Source organism: Nitrosomonas sp. Nm132, assembly GCF_900100485.1.
Classification (GTDB): Bacteria; Pseudomonadota; Gammaproteobacteria; order Burkholderiales; family Nitrosomonadaceae; genus Nitrosomonas.
In genome coordinates this window covers 1-21,007 of record NZ_FNDH01000042.1, presented here as the reverse complement: position 1 = coordinate 21,007, position 21,007 = coordinate 1, and the positions used below count along the sequence as shown (strand labels likewise).

At 45.7% G+C, this 21,007-nt stretch carries 21 protein-coding genes and 1 pseudogene; 11 read left to right on the top strand and 11 right to left on the bottom strand.

Going from position 1 to position 21,007, the window contains the following annotated elements; genetic code table 11:
• Positions 1–304: 304 nt before the first annotated feature.
• Positions 305–904: pseudogene (locus tag BLP80_RS16375) on the bottom strand (IS5 family transposase); the annotation flags it as partial.
• Between the two features lie 106 nt (positions 905–1,010).
• Here BLP80_RS16375 and BLP80_RS12160 point away from each other — a divergent pair.
• On the top strand, positions 1,011–1,319 hold the full coding sequence (locus BLP80_RS12160) for a hypothetical protein (RefSeq protein ID WP_090543610.1): 309 nt from the start codon (positions 1,011–1,013) through the stop codon (positions 1,317–1,319).
• 120 nt (positions 1,320–1,439) lie between these two features.
• Here BLP80_RS12160 and BLP80_RS12155 read toward each other — a convergent pair whose 3' ends face one another.
• Both BLP80_RS12155 and BLP80_RS12150 read right to left on the bottom strand, forming a co-directional pair.
• Entirely contained in the window at positions 1,440–1,757 is a 318-nt protein-coding gene (locus BLP80_RS12155; protein WP_090543608.1) for an RnfH family protein, read from the bottom strand.
• Positions 1,741–2,181, bottom strand: coding sequence for a type II toxin-antitoxin system RatA family toxin (locus tag BLP80_RS12150; protein WP_090543606.1), 441 nt, complete (start codon positions 2,179–2,181; stop codon positions 1,741–1,743). Before BLP80_RS12150 ends, BLP80_RS12155 begins: the two co-directional genes overlap by 17 nt.
• Positions 2,182–2,288: 107 nt before the next feature.
• Here BLP80_RS12150 and smpB point away from each other — a divergent pair, with 107 nt between their 5' ends.
• A complete protein-coding gene (smpB, locus tag BLP80_RS12145; protein ID WP_090543604.1) occupies positions 2,289–2,732 on the top strand; it encodes an SsrA-binding protein SmpB in 444 nt (147 codons plus the stop codon).
• Between the two features lie 55 nt (positions 2,733–2,787).
• Complete coding sequence (locus BLP80_RS12140) at positions 2,788–3,801, top strand: COX15/CtaA family protein (RefSeq protein WP_090543602.1); 1,014 nt, start codon at positions 2,788–2,790, stop codon at positions 3,799–3,801.
• A gap of 270 nt (positions 3,802–4,071) precedes the next feature.
• Here the strand turns inward: BLP80_RS12140 and BLP80_RS16700 are convergent, their stop codons facing one another.
• The 7 genes from BLP80_RS16700 to BLP80_RS12110 form a co-directional block, all read right to left on the bottom strand.
• Positions 4,072–4,302, bottom strand: a complete 231-nt coding sequence (locus tag BLP80_RS16700) for a PP0621 family protein (RefSeq protein ID WP_371128828.1) — start codon at positions 4,300–4,302, stop codon at positions 4,072–4,074.
• Positions 4,303–4,560: 258 nt separating this feature from the next.
• Complete coding sequence (purD, locus tag BLP80_RS12135; protein ID WP_090543600.1) at positions 4,561–5,865, bottom strand: phosphoribosylamine--glycine ligase; 1,305 nt, start codon at positions 5,863–5,865, stop codon at positions 4,561–4,563.
• A 98-nt stretch (positions 5,866–5,963) separates the two neighbouring features.
• A complete protein-coding gene (gene purH / locus BLP80_RS12130) occupies positions 5,964–7,523 on the bottom strand; it encodes a bifunctional phosphoribosylaminoimidazolecarboxamide formyltransferase/IMP cyclohydrolase (protein WP_090543598.1) in 1,560 nt (519 codons plus the stop codon).
• A 10-nt stretch (positions 7,524–7,533) separates the two neighbouring features.
• Positions 7,534–7,776, bottom strand: coding sequence for a helix-turn-helix domain-containing protein (locus BLP80_RS12125; RefSeq protein ID WP_090543596.1), 243 nt, complete (start codon positions 7,774–7,776; stop codon positions 7,534–7,536).
• Positions 7,773–8,789 carry a tRNA dihydrouridine synthase DusB gene (gene dusB, locus BLP80_RS12120; protein ID WP_090543594.1) on the bottom strand — a complete coding sequence of 339 codons (1,017 nt, stop codon included), beginning with the start codon at positions 8,787–8,789 and terminating at the stop codon, positions 7,773–7,775. Before dusB ends, BLP80_RS12125 begins: the two co-directional genes overlap by 4 nt.
• Before the next feature lie 105 nt (positions 8,790–8,894).
• The gene (locus BLP80_RS12115; protein ID WP_090543592.1) at positions 8,895–10,067 is read right to left on the bottom strand and encodes an FAD-dependent monooxygenase; all 1,173 of its coding nucleotides are present in this window, start codon (positions 10,065–10,067) and stop codon (positions 8,895–8,897) included.
• 315 nt (positions 10,068–10,382) lie between these two features.
• A complete protein-coding gene (locus tag BLP80_RS12110; protein ID WP_256325085.1) occupies positions 10,383–10,934 on the bottom strand; it encodes a GlcG/HbpS family heme-binding protein in 552 nt (183 codons plus the stop codon).
• Positions 10,935–11,071: 137 nt separating this feature from the next.
• On the opposite strand from BLP80_RS12110, the gene BLP80_RS12105 reads away from it, so the two are divergent.
• The 8 genes from BLP80_RS12105 to BLP80_RS12070 all read left to right on the top strand — a co-directional run bounded on the left by BLP80_RS12105 (position 11,072) and on the right by BLP80_RS12070 (position 20,601).
• Positions 11,072–11,677 carry a LemA family protein gene (locus BLP80_RS12105; protein ID WP_090543588.1) on the top strand — a complete coding sequence of 202 codons (606 nt, stop codon included), beginning with the start codon at positions 11,072–11,074 and terminating at the stop codon, positions 11,675–11,677.
• A 34-nt stretch (positions 11,678–11,711) separates the two neighbouring features.
• Positions 11,712–12,584: a TPM domain-containing protein gene (locus BLP80_RS12100; protein WP_090543586.1), complete on the top strand. Its 873-nt coding sequence runs from the start codon at positions 11,712–11,714 to the stop codon at positions 12,582–12,584.
• Positions 12,584–13,084, top strand: coding sequence for a TPM domain-containing protein (locus BLP80_RS12095; RefSeq protein WP_090543583.1), 501 nt, complete (start codon positions 12,584–12,586; stop codon positions 13,082–13,084). Before BLP80_RS12100 ends, BLP80_RS12095 begins: the two co-directional genes overlap by 1 nt.
• A 271-nt stretch (positions 13,085–13,355) precedes the next feature.
• The gene (locus BLP80_RS12090; protein ID WP_090543581.1) at positions 13,356–13,820 is read left to right on the top strand and encodes a hotdog fold thioesterase; all 465 of its coding nucleotides are present in this window, start codon (positions 13,356–13,358) and stop codon (positions 13,818–13,820) included.
• Positions 13,821–13,912: 92 nt separating this feature from the next.
• Entirely contained in the window at positions 13,913–17,680 is a 3,768-nt protein-coding gene (gene hrpA, locus BLP80_RS12085; protein WP_090543578.1) for an ATP-dependent RNA helicase HrpA, read from the top strand.
• A 180-nt stretch (positions 17,681–17,860) separates the two neighbouring features.
• A complete protein-coding gene (locus BLP80_RS12080) occupies positions 17,861–18,454 on the top strand; it encodes a hypothetical protein (protein ID WP_143002289.1) in 594 nt (197 codons plus the stop codon).
• Between the two features lie 308 nt (positions 18,455–18,762).
• Positions 18,763–20,061 (top strand): DUF2130 domain-containing protein, encoded by a 1,299-nt coding sequence (locus tag BLP80_RS12075; protein ID WP_090543574.1) that lies wholly within the window; start codon positions 18,763–18,765, stop codon positions 20,059–20,061.
• 39 nt (positions 20,062–20,100) lie between these two features.
• Positions 20,101–20,601 (top strand): AAA family ATPase, encoded by a 501-nt coding sequence (locus BLP80_RS12070; RefSeq protein ID WP_090543572.1) that lies wholly within the window; start codon positions 20,101–20,103, stop codon positions 20,599–20,601.
• A gap of 11 nt (positions 20,602–20,612) precedes the next feature.
• Here the strand turns inward: BLP80_RS12070 and BLP80_RS16695 are convergent, their stop codons facing one another.
• Entirely contained in the window at positions 20,613–20,852 is a 240-nt protein-coding gene (locus tag BLP80_RS16695; RefSeq protein WP_090543569.1) for a group II intron maturase-specific domain-containing protein, read from the bottom strand.
• Positions 20,853–21,007: the final 155 nt, after the last annotated feature.

Below are 21,007 nucleotides of genomic sequence, written 5' to 3'. Positions count from 1 at the left end.
ATGTATTTCTTTGCCATTGGCCCACTTCCATTCTACGTTGAAGCTCGAGAGTATGGGGAGCTTTAGCCGACATTTCAAGAATGACTGAGTACTAGTAGAAGCCGCAACCGCACAGAATTTTCTTGAACAGAATCATCCTATAGGAAAGATCGTTATTACGGTGTAGGAAAGGGGGGTAGTGCAGTAAGGATTTAAGATTAGACTGCAATAAGATAGTAAATGTCCCCTGGCAAAGCGAGGGTTTATTAGGAGGAAGGTGATTTTAATTCCTATAAATTCTATTCAGTATATGTTAGCCAAAAGCGTCCACCCAATGCCGATATCTATACAAGCCCCAATCCATATCTGCATTACCCTTTACCGAATTGCACTTTCTTGGGATCACAGCCCTGGTTCTCTTCTTCGTTATCTGCTCCCGTATATACTCACTGCATAGCCTTTATCCGCAATAATCACTTCCGCATCAGGTTACCTGGCAATCAAATCGGGTGCTGTAGAACAGTCATTGACTTCTCCGCCGGTGATTTCAAACTCAACTGGCAAGCCATAAACTATCAACGACCAAATGGATCTTCGTGGTATTCCCCGCACACGGCTTTTCCCGATGGCTTGCGGCTTCTTGACCTACCGCTCCCGAACTATGCTGATGTACCTTAACGTAGCCGCCATCAATAAATTCCCATTCCCATTCCCATTCCCAATCCGAGTCAATGGTCAGCGCCTTGAAAATCCTGCCCCACTTGTTACTGGATGACCACGCATTGAATCTTTTGTAGATGGAATTTCAGCACCCAAAAGCCTTCGGCAAGTCTCGCCACGGGCAACCAACCCGCATTCGATACAACATACCTTCTACTGTCATGCGCAAATTGCACTTGTTATAAATGGTTTCTTGAAGCAGAATCTTCTCTAGCTTCGACTAGAACGCATCACTGAGCATCAATCGGGGCATCACAAACTTGTTTTGTTGGGGGTGTGGAAACCTCAATATTACGAGTTTGTTTCGATTTATGAAATACTTATCTCAAAACGTCAATAGACCCTGGGCATTTCCTATCCAGAATGTGAAATTCAATCATGGTCGCAGCAAGTCAAAGAAGCCGAAAGCATTTACTGCTGATCCGCAAACTGCAGTCCCATTGCTTGCCGCTATTGCCACTGCTCGTTCTTTGACAGTAGCAGAGCTGGCTTTCAGAATTATGTCCAACAGGATAGCCTTTTCAAACGCAGCAGGCACACCCATAGGGCGTCGTCAAGTAGCTGAAGATCTGATTGATTTGGCGGTTACAAAAGAGGATGTGGCGGTGATTGCTTGGTAATTTAAAATTGGGTTATCACAGATTTATCTGGCTAGTAATTTTTTCTAATGATGGCACAAATGATGGTATTAAAAATATGTGTCAGAAAAAGCTAGTTGAAACAGTGTGATGTTGTGACTGTTAATTATTGAATGGGTTTTGTTTTGCGATCTTTTCTTCTAAACGCTTTCTTCTTTTTTCCTTTGGATCAAGAAGAAGGGGACGATAGATCTCGATTCGGTCGCCATTTTGTAAAATAGTTTCTAGCTTGGCTAATTTACCGAAAATACCGGATTTTTGTATTTCCAGATCAATCTCAGTAAAAATATCTTTAATTCCCGATAAGGTAATAGCTTGCTCGATCGTTGTTCCAATGGGTACATCAAACCGTTTAATAAATTGACGATGGGGGAGTGCATATGCTACTTCTACTTCAATATGTTCAGTCGTGTGTTCCATAAATTGCTTCAGCGCGTTCTACGAAAGCTTCTACAAAACTATTGGCAATGATATAAAACACGGGTCCTATCAATTTTTCTAACAACTTATGAGAGAACGTATAATGTAGGCGGAACTCTATTTTACAAGCATTTTCTGATAAAGGGATAAAACGCCAATGACCATTTAGACGCTCAAATGGCCCATCTAATAAATTCATTTCAATCAGTTCAGGAGGATAGCGTTTATTCTCTGTAGTAAAGCTATGCTTAATGTGATGATAATTAATATGGACTGTTGCATGCGCAATTTCATCACTTTGAAGCTTAACCGATGCCCCATCACACCAAGGCAGAAATTCTGGATAATTTTCAACGGTATCAACTAATCTAAACATTTGGCCTGCTGAGTAGCCAACTAGTACTGATTTTTCTATTTCTGCCATAAGATTATTAATCCTTTGTTTTCGTCTGAGCTTAAGCTGGAAAACTGATAAACTAAATATAATTTCTTAAATCTATTTATTTGCCTTTATTCCTGTCATATTCCCAGATGAGTATTGCTCAAAATAAAAAAGCCTTCCATGATTATTTTATCGAGGAAAAATTCGAAGCAGGCATTGTTCTGGAAGGTTGGGAAGTCAAAGCGATTCGTGCGGGACGAGTACAATTAAAAGAAGCCTATGTTATCATTCGCAGTAGTGAATTATATCTTATTGGTAGCCACATAAGTCCTTTACCCACAGCTTCGACCCATATCAATCCTGATCCATTACGTACACGCAAACTACTGCTACATGCAGAAGAGATAAAAAGGCTTATTGGTAAAGTTGAGCGTGCTGGATATACCCTTGTGCCTCTCGATATGCATTATAAAGCAGGTAGAATTAAACTTGAAATAGGTCTTGCTAAAGGTAAAAAACAATACGATAAACGGGAAACTGAAAAACGTAAAGAATGGGAGCGTGACAAGCAGCGTTTGCTACGTGCTCGCTAATGAGTTGCTTTATCCCGGTGCCCACTGAATTCGATTTATTTTTGATTTGATCATTATGCAAAAACCCATCGCGATCTGGTTATTTATTTGTTGCGCCCTTGTATTTGCCATGGTAGTTGTTGGAGGTGTGACACGACTCACCGGCTCTGGTTTGTCCATTGTTGAGTGGCAACCACTTATTGGAACGATTCCCCCCCTTAGTCAGGAAGATTGGGAGGTATTGCTAGAGAAATATCGTCAAATCCCGCAGTACGAAGAGGTTAATAAGGGGATGACCTTGGATGAATTCAAGGGAATTTTCTGGTGGGAGTATTTTCATCGATTGTTGGGGCGTGCCATTGGAATAGTGTATTTTATTCCTTTTATTTATTTTGTTATTCGTAAACAAGTTAATCGCCAACTCGGTCTTAAATTACTGGGTATTTTCGCATTAGGTGGCCTGCAAGGCTTAATGGGCTGGTATATGGTGATGAGCGGTTTGGTGGACAATATTTATGTCAGTCAATATCGCTTAACGGCACACTTGGGGCTTGCCTTCGTTATTTATGCAGCCATGTTCTGGGTGGCAACAGGATTATTGTCATCTGAGAATAGTCTTCAGCGAGACAGAGCAACCTTACAAAGTTTGCGTCGATTTTCTTTATCGATTACAACGCTTATTTTTATCATGGTATTGTCTGGTGGTCTCGTTGCCGGAATTCATGCTGGTTTGGCTTACAATACCTTCCCGCTGATGGATGGCTATTTGATTCCAACAGACTTATTCGTACTGGAGCCATGGTATCGTAATTTCTTTGAGAACATGGCAACAGTCCAGTTTGATCACCGAATGATCGCCTGGTTGTTGGCATTGCTTGTGCCTCTTTTCTGGTTCAAGACAAGAAAATGCTCGCTTTCCAGTTCTGAACGATTGGCATGTCATCTTCTTTTAATGATGCTGGCAGTCCAAATCAGTCTGGGGATTGCTACTTTATTGTTGGTCGTGCCCGTACCCCTTGCCGCAGCCCATCAGGCAGGCGCCATGTTATTGTTCACTGCTGCGCTCTGGGCTAATCGTAAATTGTCTTAGATCATCTGATCTAGCCCGAATATTTCATAAATTGGTACGTGCCCTCACTTGCCTTTTGATTAATAAGAAAGATTTTGCTCAGTCGGGTGTATGAATCACTACACCCCTCCTTCTCAAAACTTCCCTATTAATCAAAATCCTGCGTGATCATCACGCGAATTTATGAAATATTCGGGCTAGGTTATTTGACCTCGACACAGCAAGATATAGCGCGAGCATAACAAAAAAAGAATTTGACGATGAAGAAATAGGTATAGGAGAGTCATGAAGTTATTGTGTTGATTTGAAATGCAATTTCTGATGATCGATGCTGCAGAAATATTTTTTTCCTGCAACAATACTCTCATTTCTCGGAATATGTAGACCGCAATGTGCGCAACAAACCATATCTTCGATTTCATTATTTGATTTTCTAGTTTGTTTGCTCGCTCGTTGGAGATTCTTGATACCCCAGTAAATTAATAGCGCAATAATAATCAGTATTATCCATTTACTTATCACAATTTGCCTATGCTTATAAAGATGTATTCGAATTAAATAAATTGAGACTTAATGTAGATTAAGTTGAATCATATGAAACATATAGAAATTTGAATTTTCTGAGAAGAAATAATAAAAGGAAAACTGCCAGATTGGATTAAGAATTAATTTGACAAATTAAGAGCCGCTTACCCCGAATATTTCATAAATTGGCACGTGCCAATTTATGAAATATTCGGGCTAGATAGCAATCTATATAAGTTCCAAGATTTAAGTCTTTTATCTATCGTAGTTTTCCATTCCTTTATGTCCAATATCATGCCTCATCTGGCATCCTTCAAAATGAATCTTGCTTGCGATATCGTAAGCGCGGTGATGAGCTAGTTTGATATTTTCACCTAACGCTGTTACACACAATACGCGTCCTCCAGCCGTTAAGATCTCATTCTTATCTTGGCCACCTAGCACAGTACCTGAATGAAATATATGAAATTCATCTGGAGATGTTTGATTGGTCATTATTTCAGTTAGACCAGTGATGACATCATTTTTTCGCGGCACGCCTGGATAACCTTCAGCAGCCATGACAACACCCAATGCTGTACGCCGGTCCCATTCAATTTCTACTTTGTCCAGTGTTTGATTAACTGCGTGCTCAAGTAATATAGCGAGATCAGTTTTCAGTCGCAGCATAATAGGTTGCGTTTCTGGATCACCCATGCGACAGTTAAATTCCAGTACTTTAACTTCTCCCTGTGGAGTAATCATTAATCCGGCATAAAGAAAACCGGTGTAGAGTTCGCCATCACGTGCCATACCCTGAATGGTCGGAGTGATAATTTCACGCATAATCTTGGCATGGAGTGTAGGTGAGATTATTTGAGCAGGTGAATAAGCACCCATGCCACCTGTATTCGGTCCTTGATCATTATCTAACAAACGTTTGTGATCCTGGCTAGTGGCGAGTGGTAATACATTCCGGCCATCAGACATAACAATGAAACTAGCCTCTTCTCCTTCAAGGTAGTCTTCAACCAAGATTTGAGTGCCTGCTTTCCCCAATTTATTTTCTACCAGCATCGTATCGATTGCTTCATGGGCTTCTGCACGGGTCGTTGCAATAACAACACCTTTTCCTGCCGCCAGACCATTAGCCTTGATGATAATTGGGGCTTCTTTCTGTTCAATATAGTGATGAGCTTCAGATGGGTTGTCAAAGCTTGCATACGCAGCGGTTGGAATACCATGACGCTGCATGAACGTTTTAGAAAAAATCTTTGATGCTTCCAGTTGCGCAGCCTTTTTAGTAGGTCCAAAGATCTTAAGACCTGCGGTGCGGAAAATATCGACAATGCCATCGGCTAAAGGGGATTCTGGACCCACAATGGTTAGCGCAATGTTTTCTTTCTGGACAAAAACCACAAGATCAGATAATGCAGTGAAAGGAATATTCTCTAATCCTGGCTCGAGTGCGGTGCCTGCATTACCTGGTGCAACATAAACTTTGCGGACACGTGGAGATTGATTTAATTTCCAAGCTAATGCATGTTCTCTACCGCCACTTCCGATCACGAGTAATTTCATATTTAATTTCTAAGGAATAGCAACTCGACTAATATTTAATAAGGTCAGGCAGGAAGATATCGGTAATTTGAAGGGTAATTTTTTGTAAATCCCCCCCTTTAGTGCCTAAAATGCCGTACTCCTGTATAGACCATCACGATACCGTGCTCATCGGCTGCCTTAATCACTTCTTCATCTCGAATGCTGCCTCCTGGTTGAATAACGACCCTAGCACCTGCCTGAACGACAACATCCAACCCATCTCGGAAGGGAAAAAAGGCATCTGAGGCAACAATAGAGCCCATTAAATCTAATCCTGCATGATTAGCTTTAATTGAAGCAATGCGTGCGCTATCAATTCGACTCATTTGACCGGCGCCAATGCCTAGCGTCTGGCCTTGAGCGCAAAATACGATGGCATTGGATTTGACAAATTTTGCGACACGCCAAGCAAATAGGCAGTCTTGAATCTGCTGGGGAGTGGGCTGAGCCTGGGTAACTACTTTGAGCTGATTTTCCGTGATATTAAGGCTATCCGGTGTCTGTACCAATATTCCTCCACCTACCCGTTTTAACTCATAACGATTAGGTTGCATTTTGAGCGGAGCTGTTAGTATACGGATATTAGCTTTTTGATTCAGTATCTTGCTGGCCTCAAGTGAAATTTCAGGAGCAATGATGACCTCGACAAATTGTTTCAGAATTGTCTCGGCCAGTTCAGCATCAACGGAACGGTTAAAGGCAATAATACCGCCAAATGCAGAGGTTGGATCAGTTGCAAAGGCCAGTTTATATGCGGCAAGTGGTGTATCAGCAATAGCAACCCCACAGGGGTTAGCATGTTTGACAATGACGCAAGCAGGACTGTCAAAGGTTTTTACACATTCCCAAGCTGCATCCGTATCCGCGATGTTGTTATAAGATAATTCCTTGCCTTGTAACTGGGTATAGTTTGCAAGACTTCCAGGGAGATCGATTGCATCACGATAAAAAGCGGCTTCCTGGTGTGGGTTTTCACCATAGCGCAAAGATTGAATGATATTGAAATTAAGATTGAGGCAATCTGGAAATGATCGATGTTGATTGCTGGAATCAATCGATGTCAGGTAGTTACTGATAGCGCTATCATAACGAGCCGTATGTGAAAAAGCCTTTTGTGCAAACTGAAAACGACGTGCTAGCTCTACTGTGCCACTACCTGATTCCATTTCAGCCAATAAGACTGGGTAATCATCAGGATCAGTGATGACTGTCACATGCTGATAATTTTTTGCAGCCGCCCGAATTAAGGTGGGTCCACCGATATCAATATTTTCAATTGCCTGCTCAAGAGTACAGTTAGCTCGTGCGATAGTTTCAGCAAATGGATATAAGTTGACGATCACTAATTCAATCGGCGGTATTCCAGCTTTTTGTATAGCTTGCTGATGTTCAGGCAGATCCATTCTGGATAAAATACCTGCGTGAATTTTGGGGTGGAGTGTTTTTACCCGCCCATCAAGCATTTCAGGAAAACTTGTGTATTCACTGACTTCTGTCACCGCCACGCCTGCTTCTTGCAATAATTTGGCCGTGCCTCCTGAGGAAATAATATTAATTCCAAATTGGTGTAACTTTTTAGCCAGTTCAATAATGCCTGTTTTATTTGAGACGCTGATTAATGCTTGTTTTATTGTCATTTCACAAAATTTATTTGATCCGTTGTTTAGCTAATCTATTGCGAAGCGTATTTCGATTAATGCCAAGGAGCTCTGCTGCCTTGGTTTGATTTCCTCCAGCATATTCCATAGCTAGCTCGAATAATGGCCTCTCGACACTACGGATGACCATTTCGTAGATTGAACAGGGCCTCTCGCCATCCAAATCCTTGAGATAGGCTTCAATCGATTTACGTAAACAGCTGGCAATTTCATTATCATTAAAGGTATTCATATAGCTATTACTACCTCATCTTCGGTATAAGTGAGTCTTTGTCCATAATTAGCAAGCTGATAGAAAAAAGTGTTAGTTGCTGCCAATTGCTCTTCAGTGGTTTGTAACTGATTCATGGTATGACGAAATGTAGCGGAACCGATAAGTCCTTTGGTATACCAAGAAATATGCTTGCGCGCGATGCGCACGCCCGAATATTCTCCATAAAAATTGTAAAGAGCATGCAGATGATCAATCAGTACATGATGAATCTCGGTAACCTCTGGTGGTGGCAGGGATTTACCCGTTCTGAAATAGTAATCGATTTCTCGAAAAATCCACGGTCTTCCTTGCGCAGCACGTCCGATCATGACTGCGTCTGCATGAGTATATTCAATGACCTGTTTCGCTTTCTCCGGCGTAGTAATATCACCATTGGCGATAACCGGTATCTTAGTGGAAGCTTTAACTTCTGCAATGGTGTCATATTCAGCATCGCCACGATAGGCACAGGCACGTGTTCGTCCATGAATCGCAAGCGCTTGTATTCCGGCATTTTCAGCAATACGTGCCACAGTCACGGCATTTTTATGTTGCGTATCCCAACCCGTGCGGATTTTTAAGGTTACTGGAATATCTACGGCATGCGTAATGGCATCCAGAATTTTTCCAACTAGCATTTCATTTTTCAACAATGCGGAGCCTGCCATGACATTACAGATTTTCTTGGCAGGGCAACCCATATTGATATCGATAATCTGTGCGCCTTGATCGGCATTATAACGCGCTGCATCAGCCATCATTTGGGGATCAGCACCAGCAATCTGTACGGAAATAGGGGCGACCTCTCCTTCATGACTGGCGCGTCGACGCGTCTTTTCTGATCCCCATAATAGTGAATTGCTTGATACCATTTCCGAGACTGCCATGCCAGCACCCATGCGCTTACAAAGTTGCCGGAAAGGGCGATCTGTCACACCAGCCATTGGTGCGACTATCAGCTTGTTCTTGAGAGTATAGGGGCCAATTTGCATGGTATGACTCAAATTCGATACTGGAATGATGAGAAATTAATGGTAGATCAGGTAATTTTCTTAAAGAAAAGAATTGAAAAACAGTGCGCCATATTATCCGACAAATTAGCCTCTGACGCCAAATATCATACGGCGTGCCACAAATCGTTTAACGGGTGGTAAACAATCTAATACACTTAGTCCCAAGCTACTGAAAGTCTGTATCAGGGGAAGATCGCTTGTAAATATTTTTGCTAAAGAATGGGTAAATATTTTCCCCGCATCTCTATCTATCCGACGCTTGCTTTCATAAGCTTTCAGCATTTCAGAGGTGCCTATTTGCGTAGATAAAGATGATAAGCCATTAATCTCATTGAATAATTCCAAAGCATCGCGTAACCCTAGATTAAATCCCTGACCAGCGACTGGATGTAGCGTTTGTGCGGCATTACCTACAAGTACCGTTCGCGTGGCCGTAGTAGGCGAAGCATGTTTGAGCGCAAGAGGAAATCCTGAGCGCCCCCCAGAACTAACGAACTTTCCAAGCCGATCACCAAAGTGATGTTGCAGATGTAAAAGGAAAGTTGAGTCATCAAGACTAAGAATTTCTTTAGCGGATAAGGAAGGAACAGTCCATACCAGAGCATAACCGTTCCCTGATGGCAATAACGCTACTGGCCCATCAGAGGTAAAACGCTCATACGCTACCCCATTCTGGGGTATAGATGTTTCCACATTGGCAACAACCGCCCATTGCTGATATTCATGTGTATGGTAACTGATACTTTCAATTTGTGCAGCAAGCCGACCTCCATCGGCCAGTACAAGCAGCTTTGCGGTAGCTTGTTTATTTTCTTCCGCTTGCTGATATTCAATTTGGGCTTGCTTAGCGCCTGCTGCTAGTCTTGAGACCATGGCGCCAGTCTGATAATTAACACCATGATCTAGCAGCAACTGATGCATTGATCGATATAAATCATGGTAATTCACCACATATCCTAATGTCGGTACGCCCGCTTCTTCTGAAGTTAATAGGGTACGACCAAAATGGCCGCGATTAGAGATATGGATTGTTTTGATGAAAGTTATTTGCTGCAATGTTTCCCAGACACCTAATTTTTGCAAAATCAAATGACTTCCATACGAAAGTGCCAGCGGGCGAGGATCTTGAACTTGTTCAGGTAGCCCCTGGGCTTCCAAGAGCAAAGTTGAGACCTTTCTTTGATTCAGGCAAATGGCTAGCGCCATGCCAACCGGTCCACCCCCTACTATGATAACGTCAAAGTGATCAGCAGCCATGGGTATAACAAATTATGTGATATGCAGTACGTGTTGTTTTCTCGAGGTAGCGCTAGCAACACTATTTAGCGTCTTTACCTGTAATCTAACTTTACGTCATCTATTTGAAGCTAGCGAGGATAGCACAGGTTATGATGAGAGAGAAATAACATGTATCGAGCGATTGAAATATACTCATTAACAGCTAGAGTTTTTTCTTTGTATTGCTTGTTAACCAATTTTGCGACAACCCATGTTAAGCATGGAGCACTGGCCATGATGCGTCAATGAAACAAGCCATCATTTAAGCTTATAAATTCCCAGGAGCTAGCGAGATTATTTATTTTCTTGGATGCTTTTCAGGCCTGCTTCTGCACAGACTTCATCAAAATGTGCACCTGGTGCGCCACCCACACCAATTCCACCTACCACCTCACCATTGATAATGATAGGTAAGCCACCGCCTAGTAGAAGAATATTGTTGGCCATATGATGCAAGCCTTGTAATTCAGGATCTTTGGCAGCAATCTGTGCCATTTTCATGGTTGGCAATTTCAAGCTGGCAGATGTATAAGCCTTGCGAAAACTGCTTTCGATGGTATGCGCACCGGCGCCATCCATTCTTACTTGAGCCTGTACCACACCACTTCTATCCACAACTGCAATGGAAACCTGAAAACCATCACGTTCACATTGTTGCATCGCTGCTGCTACCATCTTATTTGCCAATGTTAGTGGTAATAAAGGTTTTGGCACTTGACCTGCATGAGTTGTTAAAGAAAATATGCTGAACAGCAATAAAATTAGCAATGAAGAAAAACTTATTCTATACATAATGTTCTCCTGGGTATTGAAGGCATTGTACCATTGGGTATATCCAAAATTCATGCAATGGGTAAAGTAAGGTTACCAAGGCTACCTTACTTCAAAGTTCAAAGGTATCTACGTGAAGTGATACGTTGCGTTGATTTAATTTTTAAATTATTTTTATTTATTTTGCATTCTATTTTTCTCAGGAGATGTTTATGCAAAAACTGCTGGTTTACCTGATATTGCTTTACACACTAGCTTTAAGTGGCTGCGGATACAATACTTTGCAATCCACGGATGAGCAGATTAAGGCAAATTGGTCTGAGGTGGTCAATCAATACCAGCGCCGAGCAGATCTCATCCCAAATCTGGTCAATACGGTCAAAGGCTTTGCTGCCCAGGAAAAAGAGGTGTTGCTGGGTGTGACCAACGCTCGTTCGAAAGTGAGTGGTATCCAGGCGACGCCAGAACTCATCAATGATCCGGAAGCTTTTACTAAATTTCAGGGTGCTCAGGGAGAATTATCGAGTGCGCTTGCACGTTTACTGATAGTGGTAGAGAACTACCCACAGCTCAAATCGGATACCAATTTTCGTGACTTGCAAGCCCAATTGGAAGGTACAGAGAATCGCATTGCCGTTGCCCGTAATCGCTATATCAAAGCGGTTCAGGAATATAACGTGACCGTACGTTCATTTCCGAGCAACCTTACAGCAATGCTATTTGATTTCCAGGTAAAACCTAATTTTACGGTTGAGAACGAAAAAGAAATCTCTATCGCACCGAAGGTTGATTTTGATGCACCTGTGCCAGCTAGATAATAAGTACAGTTTTACGTTCGCGCTGAATAGCAGCATGCTTGCCAGAATTATTGAAACCTGTGTTAAACCGCTGATAGTGGTCATATTGTGTATTTTCGCCACGTTTTCTTTGGCTGAAGTAGCGATTCCACCACTTAAAGCTCGCGTCACCGATTTAACCTACACGCTTTCGAAGAGTGAAGCTGCTCAACTGGAACAAAAGTTAACTGATTTTGAGACCAAGAAAGGGAGCCAAGTAGCCATATTGATCGTGCCAACGACACAACCTGAAACCATTGAACAATACTCAATACGCGTAGCTGAGGCGTGGAAGCTTGGGCGTAAAGGGGTCGATGATGGCGTCCTTCTTCTGGTTGCCAAGAATGACAGAACGTTGCGCATCGAAGTAGGATATGGACTGGAAGGCGCATTACCTGATGCGATCGCAAAACGGATTATCGATGAATTGATCGTTCCAGCGTTTCGTCAAGGAGATTTTGCTGCTGGACTGCGGACGGGTATTGAACATATTTTAAAAGTCATCGAAGGTGAACCGCTACCTCCATCTTCTTCTAGGCGTGGCACAGGCGCAGCAAGTGGATTGGGCATTATTCTGGATAACATTATTCCCATTTTGCTTGTGTTTCTCGTGCTTGGAAAAATATTGCAGGCTATGTTTGGGCGCATGATGGGCGCTACCGTCACGGGAACCATCGCTGGCTCAATCGTCTGGCTGATTTTTTCCTCCCTGGCAATCGCTATTCTTATTGCGATTGTAATTTTTGTTATGAGCTTATTTGAGAATACGGGTAGGGGGATTTACCGAGGGGGACGCAGTAGCTGGCCAGGTGGCGGCAGTTTTGGAGGAGGAGGATTCCGTGGGGGAGGGGGCGGTTTTGGTGGTGGGGGTGCTTCGGGGAGATGGTAATGAGTCTTATGCGTATAATTCGGCATCTTTTTATCGGCCAAATAGCAGTAAAGCGCGCACTTCCCCCTGCTTCGCTGGCAAGAATTGAGCAGGCTATCAAGCAATCTGAGATGAATCATGATGGTGAAATTTTATTTGCGGTAGAAGCCTCACTGAATTTGGTCTCTCTGCTGAAAAGACAATCTGCGCGGGAGCGGGCGATAGATATCTTTTCATTGCTACGGGTATGGGATACGCACCATAACAATGGGGTGCTGGTTTATTTGCTGCTTGCGGATCATGATGTGGAGATTGTAGCCGATCGCGGAATATACGCTAAAGTGGGCCATGTAGAATGGGAAAGGATTTGCCATGAGATGGAAGCAGCTTTCCGCAAGAGGCAATTTGAAAAAGGTGTATTGACTGCAATTGGCGCAATTGATGATCAACTGAAAAAACATTTTCCTGCAGAGTTGAAGGGAAGAGAAAATGAGCTTCCAGACAGGCCAGTGGTTTTGTAGCTCCTGGCGATTCGGTAAGATTAATTGGCTACGTTTATAGATGCCCAACTACAGTATTCTCCTGCATCCTATCAACAATGCTGGAAATTCTTACATGCAACCAAGAAGCAGGGTTAGCTACAAAGCAGCATGTCTGTTATTCCATTGCCTTTATAATATTCAGTTTAGGAAGCGCTGATCATCTTGCTCGGCTAATTATTTAGCGCTTCTCCCACGAAGTTTGCGGCATACAACTTTTTTAACAATCTAATTTAAAGGTGAGCTGGTGAGCATGATTTGGTTCAAGGATTACACACTCGATTATCTGGAAGGGCTGCGCAATGCCAATATGGGCGTGCATATCGGGATACATTTTGTTGAAATGGGTCCGGATTTTCTGAAAGCAAGGATGCCGGTCGATAACCGGACGACGCAACCTTTCGGGATTTTGCACGGTGGCGCGAGTTGCGTATTGTCGGAAACATTGGGTAGCGTCTCGGCTTGGATGACGATCGATCCGGAAAAGTATCGTGCTGTCGGGCTTGAAATCAATGCCAACCATATTCGCGCCGTCACGCAAGGCAATGTCATCGGGATGTGCACACCATTACACATTGGCCGCCGCACCCAGGTCTGGCAGACGGATATTACCGAAGAAGCCACTGGCAAGCGCGTAGCGATTTCCAGATTGACTGTGGCCATTATCGAACAGGGAACACTGAGTAATCAGAAAGAAGCGGTGATCGTTAGTAAGTAGTTGGTAAGCTTTGTTTTCTTCATCGTTAGCGTTTTCTTCAGTCCTGCAAGCGTACTGTTGGTTCCTATTCTTGTTTTGTTATTTCGTTTTTCATGAAGCCATCTTCTGCTGGAGTTGATCTGGATCGGCGTCTAGCCAATCTGCCCAAGCCGACCTATCCGGAAGAGTTGCCTGTCGTTGGCAAGCGCGAAGAAATTGCGCGCGCCATTCAAGCAAATCAGGTAGTGATCGTTTGTGGCGAGACGGGCTCAGGCAAAACGACGCAACTGCCCAAAATCTGCCTTGAGCTTGGGCGTGGGGTAGCCGGGTTGATCGGACATACTCAACCACGCCGTATCGCTGCTCGCACCGTAGCGATACGAATCGCAACTGAGCTTAATAGTCCGCTGGGTCATGCGGTGGGCTATAAAGTCCGTTTCTCGGACAGCGTGAGTAAGGATACCTATATCAAGCTCATGACGGATGGCATTCTGCTGGCGGAAACGCAGGGTGATCCACTGCTGCGCGCCTATGACACGATTATTATCGATGAAGCGCATGAACGCAGCCTCAATATCGATTTCCTGCTGGGCTATCTCAAGCAGTTGTTGTCCAAGCGGCCTGATCTGAAACTAATCGTGACTTCCGCCACCATTGATGCAGAGCGTTTTTCGCAGCATTTCGACGCTGCGCCGGTGATCGAAGTATCTGGCAGGCTGTACCCGGTAGAAATGCGCTATCGTCCTCTGACTGCTGCTGATGATGAGGAAGAGCTGGATCTGCAGCAAGCCATCATGGATGCGGTCGATGAATTGATGCGCGTGGGGGCAGGAGATACTTTAATCTTTCTACCCGGTGAGCGTGAAATCAGGGAAACGGCTGAATCCTTGCGCAAGCATGCCTTTAGCCGTCCGGGTGGCGGGGCGGGGGTGGAAATCCTGCCATTGTTCGCCCGCCTCTCGTTTGCCGAGCAGGAGCGCGTATTCAAGCCCGGTAATGCAAGGCGCATCGTGCTGGCGACCAATGTGGCGGAAACTTCATTGACTGTGCCGGGTATCCGCTACGTGATCGATACCGGCTTGGCGCGCGTCAATCGTTACAGTTACCGCAACAAGGTCGAGCAGCTGCTGATCGAGAAAATTTCCCAGGCTTCCGCCAATCAGCGCGCCGGACGTTGTGGCCGGGTAATGAGTGGCATTTGTATTCGGCTGTATGGTGAGGATGATTATCTGGCGCGCCCGGAATTTACCGATCCGGAAATTCTGCGTTCCTCGCTGGCTGCCGTTATTTTGCGCATGAAATCCCTCAAGATCGGCGATGTAGAGAACTTCCCGTTTATCCAGCCGCCGTTGCCGCGCATGATCGCCGATGGTTATCAACTGCTGGCAGAGCTCGGCGCGGTGGATGACAACAATGCGTTGACCGCAATCGGCTGGCGGCTCGCCAAGTTCCCGATCGACCCAAAAATCGCCCGCATGATCTTGGCGGCAAAACAGGAGAATTGCCTGAGCGAACTGCTCATCATTGCTTCCGCTCTCAGTCTGCAAGACCCACGTGACCGGCCCTTTGAGCGGCAGGAAGCAGCCGACCGTGCGCATGAGCCTTTCCGCGATGAGCGCTCGGATTTTATGGGTTTTCTTAAATTGTGGAATTTCTTTGATGAACAGCTTAAGCATAAGAAATCCAACAAGAAACTCATCGCCGAGTGCCAGGAGCATTTCCTTTCCCATCGCCGCATGCGTGAATGGCGTGAAATCCATGGACAGTTACATACGCTGGTGATGGAACTGGGACTCAGGCCAAACCAGGTACCAGCGAGCTATGACGAAATTCATCGCGCCTTGCTGGCTGGCCTGCTCGGCAACATCGGCTTCAAGTCAGAAAGTGAGGGCGAATATCTTGGTGCGCGCGGCATCAAATTCTCGATTTTTCCGGGTTCAACACTGAAAAAAGCCAGACCCAAGTGGATCGTGGCAGCGGAGCTAACCGAAACCGCCAAACTGTATGCGCGCTGCGCAGCCACCATCGATCCTTCCTGGCTGGAAAACATTGCTGGCAGGCTTTGTAAAAAACATTATTTTGACCCTCATTGGGAAAAGCAACCTGCCCAGGTGGCGGCTTATGAACGCATCACGCTCTATGGCCTGACGATCGTACCGAAGCGGCGAGTGGCGTATGGCAGAATCAATCCTAAAGAAGCACGTGAAATCTTTATCCGCAATGCCCTGGTAGCAGGCGAGTACGTAACCCAAGCGCCGTTCTTTGAACACAATCGCCGGCTGATCGCTGAAATTGAAGAACTCGAACACAAGGCGCGCCGGCAGGATGTGCTGGTCGATGAGCAGGAGATATTCGCGTTTTACGATGCCATTATCCCGGCAGATATTTATGGCGGGACAGCTTTTGAGAAATGGCGCAAGCAGGCAGAGGAAACCAACCCGCAAATGCTGTATCTCACGCGTGATTACCTGATGCGTCATGCAGCCGGCAGCATTACCGAAGTGCAATTTCCTGAAACCCTTAGCATTCATGATCATGCGTTTCCCTTGAGCTATCGCTTTGAACCTGGGCACATACTGGATGGCGTAACCATCACGGTGCCATTACCTCTTCTCAACAAGCTGCATGCCGCCCAGTTCGATAGTCTGGTGCCAGGATTGGTGCGGGAAAAAATAACCTGGTACCTGAAAGCGCTGCCCAAACAAATCAGGCGGAATCTGGTGCCTGTGCCTGACTATGTGACCCGGTTTCTGGAACATCAGGAAACGCAAGGTGAAGTCATGCTGCTGTCCGAAGCGCTGGCGCGCTTCATCCAGACCAAAACGGGCGTCAAGGTGCCGTTCGATAGCTGGGATGATAAGCCTTTGCTGCTGCATCTACAGATGAATTACAAAGTGATCGACGATGCTGGGCAGGAACTGGCCATGAGCCGCGATCTGGCGCAATTGCAGGTGCAGCTTGGACAGGCTGCCCAGCTGACGTTTGCCCGATCAGGTGCAGCCGAACAAACCGGCATCGAGCGCGACCTGCTCACGCGCTGGGATTTTGGCGATCTACCCGAGGAAATCGCGTTCACGCGTGCGGGAAAGCAAATAACAGGTTATCCTGCTTTGGTCGATCAGGCGGACCATGTCGCCATTCGCCTGTTCGATACCCGTGAAACGGCCGAAAGCAATATGCGCGCTGGCGTACGGCGATTACTGAGCTTCGACCTTAAAGACAGGATGAAACAGCTCGAAAAAAACCTGCCTGGACACAAACAAGCGATTTTACAGTTGAGCACACTGATCGATCCTGAGGCGCTCAAACGGGACATGCTCGACGCTATCAGCGATCGGGCTTTCATTGGCGATGATCCGCTGCCACGCAGCGAAAGTGAATTTACCGCACAGAAACAGCGTGCACGGTTACGTCTCAGCCCCGTGACCGATGCTGTCGCCCGTCTCATTCAGGGCATTGCCCAGGAATACCAGATACTGAAACAACGTCTCGCCGCTACCACGATCAGCAACCCCCGTCTCAAGAATGAATTGAACGATCAGCTCAATAACCTGATTTATCCTGGTTTTCTGCATGCGACTACATGGGATCGACTGCCGCACCTCACGCGTTATTTGAAAGGCATGGTCCTGCGGCTCGACAAATATGCCGGTAATCCCTCGCGCGATGGGCAGCATGCGGCCAGTATCGCGGCACTATGGAATCAATACCTGCAGCGCCTGGAAAAGCACCACAAAGCAGGCATCATTGACCCCAATCTGATCGAATTCCGCTGGCAAATCGAAGAGTTGCGTATTTCCCTATTCGCTCAGGAACTGAAAACGCCTTATCCAGTGTCCGTCAAACGATTGCAGAAATTCTGGGAAACGGTGCGTGAGTGAGCGATAAGGGCAAACCCACATCATACCGTTACTACGCACACGAGCTAACTCGTCGTGGTGCACCTGACAGTGTCGAGAAACTTGCGGCTGCGCTGACCGACGTTCAAGTGGATTTGAATCCCCACCAAGTTGAGGCGGCGCTCTTCCCTTGTCAGAATCCTTTGTCGCGCAGTGTTATCCTTGCCGATGAAGTTGGCTTGGGCAAGACCGGGACCGTTGCGCGGCACAAGCGGTTGGCTTGCGGTAGAATTGCTCACCGATAATTCTCTCGGTGGCAAAGAGCAACGTCTTGTGGTGTCAGCGATCACGAAGGATGGCCACGTCTTGCCAGAAGACGATCCAGAGAAACTACTGCGCCTGCCGGCTCAAGAGCAAATTCGGCTCGATACAACGCCGAACGACCAAGCCGTATTGCATGCCGATCTGACACAGCGTAAGAACCGACTAACCGAGCACATCAACCGCCGCAATCTGAAATATTTTGAGCAAGAAGTGCAAAAGCTCGATGCCTGGGCAGATGATTTAAAAGTGGGACTGGAGAATGAAATTAAAGAGCTGGATCGCCAGATCAAGGAAGTGCGGTGCACCGCTGCTACCGCACCCACACTGGAGGAAAAGCTCCACTGGCAAAAGCAGCAACGGGAAATTGAGCAGAAGCGCAACAAACTGCGGCGGGAATTGTTTGATCGGCAGGATGAAGTAGAGGCGAAACGTAATACATTGATAGTCGAACTCGAAGCACAGTTAGCCCGAATATTTCATAAATTCGCGTGATGATCACGCAGGATTTTGATTAATAGGGAAGTTTTGAGAAGGAGGGGTGTAGTGATTCATACACCCGACTGAGCAAAATCTTTCTTATTAATCAAAAGACAAGTGAGGGCACGTGCCAATTTATGAAATATTCGGGTTAGTCCAGCAGATCAATGCGCAACGACTATTTGTCGTTACCTGGGAATTGGCAAGAGTGCCTTACTTGACTCGATTATGAAGCATTTTATTCACAGGTGGCGGCAGAACCATTTTGTCCGTGTCGCGCTATTTCAGGGTGATTAGCTAATAAAAAAATAGGAGCAACAACAATGAACGAACCGACGATTATTTGCCCAAACTGCCAGACAGAAATTAAGCTAACTGAATCACTGGCAGCACCGCTAATTGCGGCCACCCAGCAGAAGTTTGAGCAGCAGTTGGCTCAAAAAAATAGCGATATTGCTAAGCGTGAACAGGCCATGCGCGAACGGGAAAAGCAGCTTATTGACGAAAAGGCCAAGCTTGATGAACAAGTGGCTGATAAGCTCGCCGAGCAATTGAAGCAAGCGCGCGCCCGCATCGTGGCGGAAGAAGCCAAAAAAGCCAAAATGATCACAGAGAATGAGCTGGAACAGAAATCGCGTGAATTGACTGATCTCAAGCAACTGCTGGAACAGCGCAACGAAAAGCTGGCCGAAGCGCAGAAGGCTCAGGCCGAGCTGATCAAGAAGCAGCGCGAGCTGGATGATGCCAAACGCGAACTGGAGCTCACCGTCGAAAAACGGGTGCAGGAAAGTCTGACCGCTGCACGCGAGCAAGCGAGGAAGGAGGCCGAAGAAGCACAAAAACTCAAGGTATTGGAAAAAGAGCAGACCATTGTCGCGATGCAGAAACAGATCGAGGAACTCAAACGCCGTGCCGAACAAGGCTCGCAGCAATTGCAAGGCGAAGTCCTCGAACTGGAACTGGAAAATCTGCTACGCACCAAATTTCCCTTTGATACCATCGATCCCGTGCCCAAGGGTGAATTCGGCGGCGACGTGCTGCATCGCGTCGTCGGCACTGCCGGTCAGTCCAGTGGCACCATATTATGGGAATCCAAACGCACCAAAAACTGGAGCGACACTTGGCTCGCCAAATTGCGTGAAGACCAGCGCACCGCCAAAGCGGAAATTGCTGTCATTGTCACCCAGACCTTACCCAAAGGGGTTGAGACCTTTGAAATGATCGAGGGCGTATGGGTCACGCACACCCGCGCCGCGCTGCCTGTCGCGGCCATTCTGCGTCAATCCCTGCTAGAACTCGCCCTGACCCGACAAGCTTCCGAAGGCCAACAGACAAAGACCGAAATGATCTACCAGTACCTTACAGGCCCTCGCTTCCGCCAGCGCGTGGAAGCCATCGTCGAAGCCTTCTCCACCATGCAAGAAGACCTCGACAAGGAACGCAAGGCCATCATGAAGCAATGGGCCAAGCGCCAAGAGCAGATCGAGCGGGTAATGAGCGCAACGGTCGGGATGTATGGGGATTTGCAGGGGATTGCGGGGAAGTCGTTGCAGGAGATTGAGGGGTTGGAGCTGGCCGCACTTGAAGATGGCAGTAATAACCAGTTCACTATACCTGATTAAGACGCTACAAACCATTGAAAATACGCAGAGGTTTGATAAATGATCGAGTTAATTGAAATTAGTGGCGTAGCGTCTTATGGTGATATTTCAGAAAATCTAAATGAATTGTCCAGATTTAATTTTATCTATGGATCGAATGGTTCCGGTAAGACAACTATTTCCCGCGTGATTGCTGAGGAAATGGCGTTCCCCACTTGCAAGGTAACCTGGAAAGGCGGAACAAAGTTGCAAATGATGGTATACAACCGCGATTTTGTCGAGAAGAACTTTAATCAATCGGCTGAGCTAAAGGGAATCTTTACACTTGGCCAACAGGACATCGAAACGCGTAATAAAATTACTGCTGTAAAACAAGAACTTGATAATTTAGTAGCTGAAATTGATAGATTGTATATGACATTACAGGGCCAGAACGGGACTGGCGGTAAAAAAGGTGAGTTGATGGCACTTGAAGAGTCCTTCAAGGAAAAATGTTGGGTACAGAAGAAGAAGCATGATGGCAAACTGACCTGGTTTAATGAATCCGGACATTCCAGTTAAGAGAAAATAGCTTAACTGGAATGTCCGGATTCATTAAACCAGGTCATCCAATGCGGAAACATACTCGGATACATTTTAGCAATGCAACCAAGTCTGTATTCCGCACGTCTTCTGTGGTGCTTGAACTTTTTGTATTTCCTCGTCGCCCATAAACAGAGTTTACGGTTAATATGTCGCAATGTCGGGTACACGGCTGATTTGTAAAAGCGACCATAGTAGTTAATCCAGCCCTGAGTGTTTGCCTTAAACATTCTGGATAGATCAAATGTGAATTAAGAGCTAACTCGTAAAAAATTCCAGAAAAACAGAGCCGCAGCCAGCTTTCCAAATACATGCACCATAAGCCCTTTATAAGAACGAACTTGACTCACACATTCAATGCCTGTCTTTTCTTCAATCCAGGAAA